This is a genomic window from Haliscomenobacter sp. (assembly GCF_033763495.1).
Classification (GTDB): Bacteria; Bacteroidota; Bacteroidia; order Chitinophagales; family Saprospiraceae; genus Haliscomenobacter.
Genome location: NZ_JANRKL010000065.1, coordinates 1 through 12,707 on the forward strand (window position 1 = coordinate 1; position 12,707 = coordinate 12,707).

7 protein-coding genes are annotated in these 12,707 nt (G+C 47.8%); 1 reads left to right on the forward strand and 6 read right to left on the reverse strand.

The window, feature by feature from the left end:
• Positions 1 to 187: 187 nt before the first annotated feature.
• Together SFV55_RS07490 and SFV55_RS07495 are read right to left on the reverse strand one after the other, a co-directional pair.
• Positions 188 to 2,095, reverse strand: a complete 1,908-nt coding sequence (locus SFV55_RS07490) for a metallophosphoesterase (protein WP_320028862.1) — start codon at positions 2,093 to 2,095, stop codon at positions 188 to 190.
• A gap of 84 nt (positions 2,096 to 2,179) precedes the next feature.
• On the reverse strand, positions 2,180 to 3,223 hold the full coding sequence (locus SFV55_RS07495) for a zinc-dependent alcohol dehydrogenase family protein (RefSeq protein ID WP_320028863.1): 1,044 nt from the start codon (positions 3,221 to 3,223) through the stop codon (positions 2,180 to 2,182).
• A 370-nt stretch (positions 3,224 to 3,593) separates the two neighbouring features.
• On the opposite strand from SFV55_RS07495, the gene SFV55_RS07500 reads away from it, so the two are divergent.
• A complete protein-coding gene (locus SFV55_RS07500) occupies positions 3,594 to 8,393 on the forward strand; it encodes a translocation/assembly module TamB domain-containing protein (protein WP_320028864.1) in 4,800 nt (1,599 codons plus the stop codon).
• A 39-nt stretch (positions 8,394 to 8,432) separates the two neighbouring features.
• On the opposite strand, the gene SFV55_RS07505 is transcribed toward SFV55_RS07500, so the two are convergent.
• From SFV55_RS07505 to SFV55_RS07520, 4 genes are all read right to left on the reverse strand, one after another.
• The gene (locus tag SFV55_RS07505; protein WP_320028865.1) at positions 8,433 to 9,608 is read right to left on the reverse strand and encodes a hypothetical protein; all 1,176 of its coding nucleotides are present in this window, start codon (positions 9,606 to 9,608) and stop codon (positions 8,433 to 8,435) included.
• A 70-nt stretch (positions 9,609 to 9,678) separates the two neighbouring features.
• Positions 9,679 to 10,764: a chorismate synthase gene (aroC, locus tag SFV55_RS07510; RefSeq protein ID WP_320028866.1), complete on the reverse strand. Its 1,086-nt coding sequence runs from the start codon at positions 10,762 to 10,764 to the stop codon at positions 9,679 to 9,681.
• 88 nt (positions 10,765 to 10,852) lie between these two features.
• Positions 10,853 to 11,671 carry a hypothetical protein gene (locus SFV55_RS07515; protein WP_320028867.1) on the reverse strand — a complete coding sequence of 273 codons (819 nt, stop codon included), beginning with the start codon at positions 11,669 to 11,671 and terminating at the stop codon, positions 10,853 to 10,855.
• A 61-nt stretch (positions 11,672 to 11,732) separates the two neighbouring features.
• Positions 11,733 to 12,692, reverse strand: a complete 960-nt coding sequence (locus tag SFV55_RS07520) for a VOC family protein (protein ID WP_320028868.1) — start codon at positions 12,690 to 12,692, stop codon at positions 11,733 to 11,735.
• Between the last annotated feature and the right edge of the window lie 15 nt (positions 12,693 to 12,707).

A 12,707-nucleotide genomic window follows, 5' to 3' on the forward strand; every position in this document is an offset into this window, starting at 1 on the left:
GTTTTTTCAAGTGCGCACCCGCCGCTCCTAACACACTGCCCTTGCCCACCCGGCGGGGGCCCCCCACTTCAAAACTCATAAGTCATGTATTCTTAACTCGGAACTCGAAAAAGCCTTATGCCAAAATTATTAAATTTTTCATCAATTACCTGATATTCAATTTACCTCAAGTCCATTAAATTTGGACTCATTCATGCCCCAACTGAAACGGCGTAAACGGTACTGCCCCCATTTTTTCATCCATCAATCCTGCCTGCAAAAATTGACCTCCACTGCGCTCAAAGTATTCGATACGAATTTTGTGTTTGCCCGCAGCAAGAATGGTTTGACCCGTTTTTTTGATGGCGCTGTGGTCGCCATCGTGGTCGATGATCAATTCATCGTTGATGTACAATTTGGAACCATCGTCGGAATTAAGGAAGAAGGTTTGGAGTCCGCTTTGCGAAATGTCAATATAGCCTTCCATTACTACGGCAAATTGATTGTCGCGGTGTCCAATTTCCGCCAGACCAACCTGTGTGCTTAGTCCGGTCTTCAGCGGCGTCAAAGTTTTAAAATCGGGTAAAGTTGTCCAAGTTCCTTCGTAGTAGCTGAACTTGAGCCCCTTTTCCACTTTTTTCAGCTTTTGTGCTGTTTGTGGGGCCATTTTTCGCAGATTCAAAGTTACCACCCGACTGGCGCGGCCATCCTGCGTATAAGCGCGGGCTTTGAGTGAAGTACTTTGTTTGATGGTCAATGCCTGGGTATACACTGGACTATTGCGGTTAGGTTCGGAACCATCCAGGGTGTAACGAATTTGCAGGCCCTCAAAAGCAGCAGACACATTCACCGTAGTTTGATCCTGAAACAAGGTAGCCGCGGTATTGAACTGCGGCGCTGGTGGTTGGAGCACACTTGCGGTTTTGCCTTTGGCTTCGTCTTTTTGCATTTGAAAAGTATCAAACAAACGCCCTTCGTGGTCTATCGCTTTGAACACCAGGTTGTTTTCAAAAACTGAAAAAGTGCAGTAGTGGTGCACAATTTGTAAGTCCATCGTAAACCAGCTACGGGTTGGCGCAAATTCTTCCAGGCCGCCCCCTGCTCCACCGGAATTGATGTACACAACCCCATTTTTCATGTTGATCCGGTCCTCTTTGATCGGCCAACTGCGCTCGTACAAATGGGTATGGCCAAAGAGGCAAAAATCCAGGCCATAGCGTTCGTACAGTGGCACCAGGTTGCGAGCATTACTTACCCCCAATGTAGATAACTCCCTGGCGGTATTGCCATGATCGTCCGAATCGGAGGAATAGGGAGGATGGTGGTGAACGGCAATCTTCCAGGTGGCCGTCGATTTGGCCAATTCCCATTCCAACCAGTTGTATTGCTCGGAGCCCTCCTTGAGGTCGCGGTTGGAGTCGATCATAAAAAATTGCGCGTTGCCGTATTTGAAGGTGTAGTAGTATTCAGGGGCGGGGGCAACCATATACTGATAGTAATAGGGCGCATCTTGTTCGTGATTGCCCAAAACGGTGTATACGGGCACCCGGCTCATCAAAATTTGGCCATTGGGGAAAAAATTATCCACCCAGTCGTTTTTGTCCAAGCCCTGATCTACCACGTCACCGGCATGAACCACAAAATTGGGCCGGTCTTGCCACAGTTTTTCGGCAATTTTGCCCCAGGCCCAGGGCGTGCGGTTGTTGCGTTGAGTATCTCCAACCAGACCAAACAGGTATGCACTGCTGTCCTTTACCGCCGTTTTGAAGGTGTAAACGGGAGTCTGAATGCGTTCACCAGACTGGGTGATGGTAGTAACTTGCCAGAAATAATTGGTTTCGGGTTTCAGGTTGTCGAGCAAAACTTCGTGCATCAAGCGGGTGCCTTCCAGGCGGGCCTCGCGGTCAAGTACAAGCTGTTCAACATTGGCGCGGGCTTCGCCAAACTGCACCAGGGTGGTAGCGGGCTCTTTGGTTTCCCACAACACATACATGCCATTTTGGGTGGAAAATTGCAGGTAGGGTTGTACCAGGAACTTGGTTTCAGGTGCGTTGTTTTGCGCTGAAATAAAACCCGTTTTCAGCAGGAATAGGAGTACAAGAAGACACATTCTCATGAGCAAATCATTTAAGCCCCCAAAATACTTTACTCATGTTAAATTAAAGTTGAGTGGAGGTTAATTGTATCCCATATGGAAAAATCACCCCGGAAACCCAATCACCGTCACCCCATTCCCCCGAAACGAATTCAAATCCATCAATTCCTGAATCCCCTGTTCCAAAGGAACGACCTTGCCCAGCATCCGCTGGGGTTCGATTTTTCCACTTACAATCATGTCCAGCATGCCAGGAAATTGATGCGCCTGCATCCCGTGGCTGCCCAAAATCTCCAATTCGTTGGCAATCACTGTGCCCATCGGTAGTGGTGGATTGGCCTGGTCACCAGCCAGTAGGCCCATTTGTACATGCCGCCCCCGTTTGCGCAAACTGAGGATGGAGTTTTTACAAGTTTCGTGGCTTCCCAGCGCATCCACCGAAAGTTGGGTGCCGCCCTTGCTGATCTCGCGTACCGCTGCAACTACATCAGGCGTTTTGCGCACATTGACCGCAGCCACCGCTCCCAGCGAAAGAGCCAGAGCCAGTTTTTCTTCATCAATGTCAATCGCAATGGGCTGAGCACCAAAGGCTGCTGCAATCATGATCGCGGACAGACCCACCCCGCCACAACCGTACACTGCTACCCATTCACCGCCCCGAACCCGCCCTTGAGCAGTAACTCCACGCCAGGCCGTGATGAAGCGACAACCTAAAACTGCGGCCGTGCTAAAGTCCATTTCATCCGGCAAGCGCACCAGATTGTGGTCGGCATGGTCGATGGCCACGTATTCAGCAAAAGATCCCCATGCAGTAAAACCTGGTTGGAAATAATGGTCGCAAATCTGTTGCTGCCCCTGGTGGCATTGAGGGCAATCGCCACAGCCCACACAAAATGGAACGGTTACCCGATCTCCGACTTTCCATTTTTTTACCCCGGCACCCAGTGCTTCTACCGTTCCCGCCAGTTCATGGCCGGGTACATGCGGCAAGTGAACATCTGAATCATGCCCTTGCCAACCATGCCAGTCGCTTCGGCAGATACCAGTGGCGCGTACACGAATGATCACAGCACCAGCTCGAGGTGTAGGATCAGGTAAGGTGGCCAGCTGGATAGGGCCACGGAATTGTTCATAATATGCAGCTTTCATGTGAAATACGATATAGGTTCGATCATGTAACCAAAAGTTTTTGCCTATTGGAGGCAGAGAACATGAATTGCCACGTGCTTTAGCGCGTGGATTGGGATTGCCCTCTTGATCGGGCTTTAGCCCAAGCCTTAATTTTTGAGCCAGGGCTAAAGCCCAATTCAGAGGGTGTCCCAATACCCCAGGCTAAAGCCAGGGGCAATTCATCTCCTCCGAGCAAAATGTCCAATTGTATGAAGTGCGGTACAAAACCGTACTAAATTTTTGTTAATGTAAGGCACAAACCTGTCATTTTGCTGTAGTTTTGGGTTTTTATTGTAGAATGGAGAATCAGGAACCAAAAACGAAGCAAAATTGGCGCGAAATACGTTGGGTGCTTTGGCAAATATACCGTCGGGTTGCTGCCATCCTCAGGGTCACGCTTACGGTTACGGCAGTAAGCGTGACTGTTTTATTCCTGCTTTTCCAGATTCCCATCATCCAGGAATGGGCCATCGATGAGACCACCAAAGCCATTTCCAAAACGACCCATACCCGCACCGAAGTAGGGCATTTTCGCCTGAGTTTTTTCAATCAAGTGGTACTAAAGGACGTATACTTTGAAGATGACCAAGGCGATACCTTATTGTTTTGCAAAAGCCTGAACGCTCAAATCAAACTCAGTCCCATCACTTTAATCCGCGAAGGTTTGGTTTTTGACGAATTGAGCATCAGAGAAGGGCGCTTCAACATTCAAAAAGCTCCCGCTTCCGAACTGAACAACCTGGAGATTTTATTACAAAGGTTGTTTCCTCCCCAGCCAGAAGGCCCCAAAAAAGAAAAAAAGCCATTTGGATTGGCCATCAAAAAGCTCAACCTCGACAAGGTGGTCTTTTTAAAAAATGACCTCCATCGGGGGCAACGGATGGAAATCAACATTTACCGGGGCCGGATTGCCATCGATAAAATGAACCTCCCCCAAAAAATACTTAAAGCAAAGTACATTCGGCTCAAAGGAGCTAAGGTATTCATTGATGAACTGAACTACGGTCCTGGTTATGAAGAATCTTTGACTGAAATTGAAGAACAGGTACCATTGGACAGTAGCGCACTGGATACCAGCCGCTGGAAAGTTGATGTAGCCGAAATTGATTTTTCTGAGTCCGTTTTTAAGGTCCACAATTACCGCAAGGCCCCTAAAATCAAGGTTGCTCGCGACACCATCGACTTTGCCCACATGGAAGTGCAGGACATTGACATCAAAATCCAGGACTTCAAAATTCACAACGACGTTTTTTCGGGCAAACTGGGGAATATCTCTCTGCGGGAAAAAAGTGGTTTTGAGTTGTCCCGTCTGGCGGCCAAAGAAGCCATTGTCAGCTCTCAGGAAATCACCCTCAACGGGGCCGCCCTTGTCACCCCCCATTCCAACATTGGTGACACCATTCAACTAAAGTTCGACTCTTTCGACGATTTTGGCGATTTCCCCAATCTCGTACGCATGGACAACCGATTCAACGGTGCCCAAATTGCCATGCGCGACATCATGGCCTTCGCCTCGGATTTGACCACAAATCCCTTTTTCCGCAAAAACAAAGAAACGACCCTTTCCCTGGACGGCAGAATATATGGTTTGGTCAACAACTTGAATGGTCGCAATTTCAGGCTATTGCTGCCCGATGGCACCTTTTTGCAAGGCAAGTTTGATGCCCGTAACCTGGCGGTAAAAGACAATGAATCCATCGACTTGCGCATGGATCAGCTCAGCACCAGCATGCGCACGCTGCGGGACTTATTGCCCAATTTTAGTTTGCCCCGCAATTTTGACAAACTGGGCAAACTGGAATACCGGGGTGAATTCATTGGTTTTTTCAACAGCTTCACCACCATCGGGCAATTGTCCACCAGCATTGGAAGCGCTAACCTGAACGTTTCGCTCAAAAATACCGAAAGCCCTGAACGGGCCTCTTATTCCGGAACCGTAGTGCTCAACAATTTTGACCTGGGCAAATGGACCGATAACAAAAACTTTGGAAAAATAAGCCTGCTAGCTAAGGTAGGTGAAGGGGACGGATATGGGCTGGCTGGAAAAAATGCCCGGGCCAAACTTAGTGCAGACATCAAAAGTTTTGAATTCAAGGGCTATAAGTACACCAACGCCCAAATGCAGGGTGAACTTAAAGCCCGTAAATTTGACGGTAACCTGGTCATCGCCGACAACAACATCGACCTGAATTTTACAGGTAAGGTAGACCTCTCCAAAGATGTACCAGAATACAACTTTTACTCCTCCATCAATAAACTGAACCTGCAAAAGCTCAATTTTAGCAAGGAAGAAATTGTATTGACGGGGAATGTGGATGTGAATTTTCAGGCCAAAAACCTGGTAGATCTGGTGGGCCGAGCCGAATTTAAAGACTTTGACCTCAATAAAGGAGACCAAACTTACCATTTCAAAATGGTTGACATCTCATCCACCTTGGATAGCACGGGTAACCGTAAGTTGGATATTGCCTCCGATGCAATGGATGCACATCTGAATGGTCGCTTTGATATTGAAAAAATCCCGGCAGCTTTTCAATTGTTTATTTACGACAATTTCCCGGGTTTTGCCCAACGCTTCAAGATGAACAAAGTGGATTCCTTGCTGCGGCCACAACAATTCAAGTACGACATCAAAATAAAAAACAGCGGAGGCCTGCACGAATTGCTCAATGCCCAGTTGGGTCCCTTAAAAAACTTCACCTTGAGTGGAGAATTTGACAACCTTACCGCAAAATTGATTACCAAGCTGGATGCCCCCGAATTCCGTTTCGGGTCTTTGGCCGCCACCGATTTGGGCCTCCGGGTTGATCTGAATGATGGTCAGGGTTTCATCACACTCAACACCGCCTCCTTGAGCATCAACGACAAACAAAAACTACCCAATATTACCCTACAAACCTCGGTTGATCGCGATACCATTGATTTTGGATTGACATATGCCGACAAATCCTCCCGGGTTTTGTCCAAAGTCAACCTGGACGGGCGTTTTTTCATTCGCGATAGCAACACCATGTTGATGCGCCTGAGCAATTCCGATTTGCATTTGCTCAATACCAATTGGTCCATCAATCCACTCAATACCATTATATTTGGCAAGGACTATATTGATGTTCAAGACTTTGCACTACAAAATGGTGCAAAATCCATCCGCCTCGATCGCCTGGGCCGCAAGGGGATCAAACTGGGAATGAACAACATGGATCTGGGTTTACTCAATGGGTACCTCAATTTTGAACCCATGGAATTTGGTGGCCGCTGTAACCTCGAAGCACGGGTTGAAGATTTGCTCGGGTTGAAAAATATTGGTTTGTCGCTAATCAGCGACACCCTGTTCATCAACAAGGACGACTGGGGGCTGATGCGTTTGGATGTCAAAATGCGAGACCGCCAGCACCCTCTTGAGGCCTACTTTTCCCTTACCAAGGATACGGCCCAATTGCTGATGGAAGGCTATTACAACCTTAGCACTTTTGGAGAAAGTACGGAACAGCAGGCCAGGTATTTCGATGCCAACCTCAATATCCACTCCTATCCCCTCAATATTGCCGACTATTTTGTAGGCGATGTGTTCAAGAATCTTTATGGTTATTTTGATACGGATATCCATTTGAATGGCGATTTCAGCAACCCCAATATCGTTGGAAAAATGTACCTGATGAAGGGGGGCTTTACGGTAGACTACCTCAAAACGAACTATACTTTTGAACGGGGAAATGTGGATGTGGACAATTTTCTCTTTGACTTGTCGGGTATGGTTCTTTACGATAAACGCAAAAACCGTGCTCGCCTGGATGGGGGTATTCGCCATGACCACCTCAAGCGGTTTGGCTTCAACGCCAGTTTAAACACCCTCGAACCTTTCTTTGCGCTGGACACCAAAAAAGGCGACAATGAACAGTTTTATGGGCAAGCCATTGGGATGGGGAAAATCAATTTTTCGGGTTCCTTCCAAAGGCCCGACATCTCGGTGATCGCCTCCGTTGGAGAAGGTTCTCGCCTGATCATTCCGGTGAGCAACGAACGTAAAGTGGGACAATTGGACTTCGTCCGTTTTGTTGAAAAAACCCCGAAGGCAGAAAAGGCCAAAGACGAGCGGGAACTTACAGGGGTTGGCATCAACCTTGACATCACGGTGCAACGGGGGGCCGAAATGCAAATCATTTTTAATGAGCAATCGGGTGACGTCATCAAAGGTGCTGGGCGAGGTGCAGTGCAAATTTCCGTGCCTCGAGGCGGCGATTTTAAGATGTTCGGCGAAATAGTGATTGATGAAGGAGAGTACCTTTTTACCCTCTACAATTTGTTCAACAAAGGATTTAGGGTTAAAGAAGGAGGTACACTTACCTGGAATGGCGACCCCTTTGGGGCCATCATCAATCTGGAAGCGGAATACCGAGACCTGAGCGCATCCGTTTACAGCTTTATTCAGGAGTACCTGGTGGCTGCTTCGGATGAATTAAAAGCAGCCGCCAATACCAATACCAACATCGATCTGCGCATGAAATTGCGGGGCGATCTGCTCAAGCCAACCATCGATTTTGATTTGGCTTTCCCCAACCTGCGGGGCGAATTGCAAAGTTTTGCTGAAAGCAAAATCCGCATCCTCAAACAGGATCAAAACGAATTGAACAAACAGGTATCGGGTTTGATCCTCTTTGGACAATTCTTGCCAGCCGATTTTGCCCTGGGTACCCAGGCACGCGCTTTCGCCCTCAACTCGGTGAGTGAGCTGGTTTCCAATCAGGTATCTTTAATGGTTACCGAATTGTTGAAGGACCTGGTGGGCGAAGGGGTGCTCTCCGATATCAATTTTAATGTACGGCAAGCCCTCACCAGCAGCGGCAACAACGAATTTCAATTTAGTCTCAAGCCCTATTTCCTGAAAGACCGCCTTTCGGTACAGGTAGGAGGCAACATCCAAAACAATGTACCTGGCCTGGAGGTCAATACCTTTGTTGGGACCGACGTGGTCATCGAATACGCCATCACCCCGGATCGCAACCTCAAGCTCCGAATTTTTCAAAAACTACAACCAGACGTGGGTGGCCGAAGATTTCAACTGGGCACAGGCCTGAGTTTCAGAAAGGAATACGACTCTTTTGCGGATTTTATCCGGAGTTTTAAACGGAAAGTGAAAGGTGAAAAATGATGTTTTTGTTTTTCACTTTCCATCATAAAAGTACATGTATCAATCCTCTTGAAGTGCATTTAATCCCAATGCTTCGAATACATATTTTTTCTTAAAAACGTGTAAACAAGCATCAAGCGCCGTTTCAATGGCTAGTGCTTGTTTTTCTTTTTTGCCACTTCCCTTATTACCATCGGCAAAATCACAAATGGATTTAATCAGTATCCACTCAACTCCTTTGTCTTGACAAGCTGCATAGAGCCCGGCTCCTTCCATTTCTCCTCCTTTTGCAGTTGGAAACTGTTGTACCAATTGGTTCCTTAAATTCAGGTTATCAATTAACTTTTCACCTGATAAAATATCACAAAGTTCCAGGGTAGCTTCCTCCCCATTTGGTAGTGTATATTCCCAACCACGAAGGTTTTTGAAATTATTACGCAAGGTATTGCTGGCTTCTGGTTTACTACCTCGCCAAATTATTTGATCACTACCCGCTCTTTGGATTTCATAAGGTAAAATATGCTCAGAGACCAAAACGTCACCAATGTTTTGTTTGGCCCCATCAATGCCAAAAGCTATACCAACCATCAATACAAATTTAGGTTGAAGGGCACTAATGGCGTTTGAAACCGTTAGAATGGAACCCATTGAGGCTGAAGAGCCCATACTTCCGCATTCAACATTCGCAATGGCAAAATTCCCTAGCTTGCCCAAAAAATAAGTAGCGTTATCTTTTTTCACCTCCAGCAAACCTTCTTCACCAGGCAGCGGGGCCATTTTTTGATGCAAGGCTGAGGTCTCAGTATCCGTAGCGGTTACAATCAACGCAAGGCCTTGAGTGGAGTAAGACTCAATTTCTCGGAAAGCCTTTTCACCGTATTTTATTTTTTTAGGTTTTCCGGCAGGAAGAGCCATAAATCTATCTGGAGCGGGATCCGTTACGGATGTTGCTGTAGCCGTAGCCGTGCTGGTTTCCTCTTCTTCTTTTATCTCCAATTGGTCAACGTATTCATTCAAGGTGTTGGCAATACGATTGATTGCTAAATCATAATCCCTGGTATCGATAACACCCCTATTGAGTTGAGCTTCATTCCGATTGTAGCGGGAAGACAGCAGTAGTAAATCATTGGACAAATCATCCTGGCCAGTCTCCTCAGCAGTCTTCATCATTTCAGCTAATGCTTCTCCAATTTTTCCTCTTACAATAAGATTCTTGAAATATTTTTTAGACGGCATGCACTGTTTTTTTATCAAAAATAAAATATTCCCTGGAAAATAAAGCCTCTCCGCTATATTCAATTATTTTTTACTCTCCACTTTTTGTCATTCTCTGCCGCAACAAGTGATCTGCCAACACCAACGCTGCCATCGACTCTACAATCGGCACTGCTCGCGGCAATACACAAGGATCATGCCGACCACGACCGGTTACCTCTACAGTTTCACCTTGGGTATTGACCGATTCCTGAGCGGGAATAATGGTTGCAACGGGTTTGAAGGCCACGCGGAAAGTGATGTCCATGCCATTGGAAATGCCGCCTTGGATGCCGCCGGAATGATTGGTCCGGGTTTTGATGATGCCGTCTTCTTGGTAAAAAACGTCGTTGTGCTCCGAGCCGCGCATGCTCACTCCGGCGAAACCAGAGCCATATTCAAAGCCCTTGCAGGCATTGATGCTGAGCATGGCTTTGCCCAGGTCGGCATGGAGTTTATCAAAGGCAGGTTCACCCAGACCAACCGGACAACCAGTAATGACCGCACTCACCACCCCGCCGATGGTGTCCCCATCCTTGCGCACCGCTTTGATCAGGTCAATCATTTGAACGGCCATTTCGGGGTCGGGGCAACGTACGTCGTTGGATTCCGTCAGTGAGAGGTCTAGTTCATCAGCGCCTTTTTGCAAAATGAGCGGACCCACCTGGCTGACATATGCCTGAATATTGACTCCATTTTGGGTCAAAAACAATTTGGCAATGGCGCCTGCTGCTACCCGGGCGGCCGTTTCCCTTGCGGAGGAGCGACCACCACCCCGGTAGTCGCGAACGCCATATTTTTCCTGATAAGTGAAATCTGCATGAGAAGGCCGGTATTTGTCGGCGATGTGGCCGTAATCGTGGGAGCGTTGGTCATCGTTCGGAATGAGCATACCAATGGGTGTGCCAGTGCTTTTGCCTTCGAAAATACCGGAAAGGATTTGAACGGTGTCACTTTCTTTGCGTTGGGTGACGATGGCCGACTGACCGGGTTTGCGCCGATCCAGTTCAGCCTGGATGAAAGCTTCATCGATGTCCAGTCCGGCTGGGCAACCATCAATAATTACTCCAATGGCTTTGCCATGTGATTCTCCAAAGGTACTGATGCGAAAGGCACTGCCAAAAATACTTCCTGCCACGGTTGTTTTTATTTTTTTTGTTTGGATGTTGAGAGACAAAGATAAGTTGAGAAGTTGAGAAAGTTGAGGAGTTGAGATGTTGAGCTACTTAGGGTTTGGTTTTATAACTGATCTTCCGCTCCCATTTTTCCTGCAAAACCTTTTTTTTCTTGCCTTTTTCCATTTCCAGCAGGAAGCCTTTTTTTTCTATCCAATTGCCCTGTTCATCGTAGCGGTATTCGTAAATGGTGGTGGCTTTGGGCGTAATGGATTTGATCAGGTCCCCTTTTTCATTGTAGGTTTCACCTTTGGCGGGAAATGCGGCACCCTGTTGTGGATCCAGCACCAGGGTATCGCGGGAAGATTCTTTGCCCAAAGGATTTATTTTTTTGACGATGTAACGATTCTGATCCGGCAAATACTCGGCTTCTTCTGTAGTGCCTGCCATGTTGTCTTCGTCGTCAAACTTGTCAATGACGGAAGGTTGGCCCCGACCCACGTTTTTGATGCGGGTTTCAAAACGCAGGTAACCATCCTTGCTGAACTCTCTGATACGCACCAAAAAGCCCCGGGTATCGTAAATGTAGTTCTCAGTCCGGCGCTCATAAGTACCATCAGCTACCCAGGTTTCGAAAATGGTGGCTTTCTTTACCCCTGGCTCAGCTTGATAGGTGGTGCTGTCCTTGCTGCGGAGTTGATCTTTTTCATACACTGCTTTCAGGATGATTTTTTGTTCCGCGTTGTACAATGAACGGGTAAGGGTTTGCTTTTTGCTTGGCAGCTCGTGGTAGGTCTCCTGAATTTCCGTTACGGGCAAAGCACCTCGGAAATGTTCTTGCTGGTTGAGGTGCAAGGCTTTGCTCAGGTTTTGCGCTTTCACAGAAAATACACTGAACAGTAAAAGCAGAAAAGTCAATCTTGTTTTCATGGTCTTCTGTAAACACTGGTTTAGGCACAATTCTTTCTAAGATGCTCTACATTATTAGCTCTCAACTCAACTTCGGCAACACCGCCTCAATCTCCGCCCGCTTGGGCTCCTCCCACTCCGGCAAATGCAAATGAGTACCCAGCTCTTCCCGCGCTTCATCCACCATAAAGCCCGGTTGCATGGTCGCCATTTCGAACCACATGCCCGCCGAAGGTTTGAAATACACCGAATGGAAATACTTGCGGTCTCGGAACTCGGTGGGGTTCAGGCCCAATTCGGCGATGCGCGCCTGCATGGCCAGCAGTGCTTCATCATCGGCCACCTTCCAGGCCACGTGGTGTACGGTGCCAATGCCGTTGCGGCCCTTGTGGCTATAGGCATCGCGGCGCATTTCCAGGTAATGACCGGCCCCGCCGCCGTTGACATTGAGGCGGATGCGGTTGTTTTCTTCTGCTGCCACCGCCATATTCATCTCAGTAGTCAAAAACTCAATCATGGACTGCCAATGCTCCGGTGCCACCGACAACATCACATGGTGAATGCCCCGGAAGGCATAGTCCGCAGTGATTTCCGGTTCGGAGGGATTCAGCCAGGGTGCCCGGGCATCACTATCGTCTCCCATCAATTCAATTTGCAAACCGGATGGGTCACGAAACCACAGGAAAGGCTGCCCGAAGCGCTCGCCATGGGTCAACAAAACACCGTGGGCATGCAGGCGTTGTTCCCAAAAAGGCAAGGCTGCGGTTGGAACCGACAATGCCGTACTCAGGATCATGCCCGAACCTTCCGTTCCCCGCTTTACATTGGGCTGGTCTTTGTAGGGAAAAGTTGTAAATACGGTACCTGGTGTTCCGATCTCATCAGCATAATAAAAATGGTACACGTGGACATTGTCAAAGTTTACGGTTTTTTTCACCAGACGCATGCCCAGCACGCGGGTATAAAAATCGTAATCTTCCTGCGCGTCGTTGACGGTAGCAGTAACGTGGTGAATCCCCTGAATGAGTTTTTGGGTCTGCATGTTTGTCCCGGTTTG